Origin of the sequence: Halomonas marinisediminis (assembly GCF_004347715.1) — a bacterium.
GTDB lineage: Bacteria > Pseudomonadota > Gammaproteobacteria > Pseudomonadales > Halomonadaceae > Halomonas > Halomonas icarae.
This window is the reverse complement of the sequence record NZ_SLTR01000389.1, coordinates 1-279: the sequence shown is the minus strand read 5'-3', so window position 1 is coordinate 279 and position 279 is coordinate 1. Positions and strand designations below refer to the sequence as shown.

At 55.9% G+C, this 279-nt stretch carries 1 protein-coding gene; it reads left to right on the top strand.

The window, feature by feature from the left end:
- Positions 1–20: 20 nt before the first annotated feature.
- Positions 21–279: hypothetical protein (locus E0702_RS17110; protein WP_132045740.1), on the top strand; the 259-nt coding region annotated here is incomplete at its 3' end.

Genomic DNA, 279 nt, shown 5'->3' with positions numbered 1-279 from the left:
TAAAACAGTGACGGGTCCCGATGAGCTACGAGAACACGGCGCGGTACTATTCCTTCGAACTGGGCTCAAACGTCTCGCCCTCGACCTTCGATATTACCGATTTTGATGGCGATGGGCTCTGGGAGCTAACCTTCACACAGTTTGACCGCGACGGTGCTGGTCTGCACGACCACCCAATCGTCATTCTCGAGTTCCGGGACGTGGTACCAGAAGAGAACCAAAGCTGGATCTTCGAGCCTGAGAGTGCGCTGGTCGACATCACAGCCGAGCTCTTCGCCA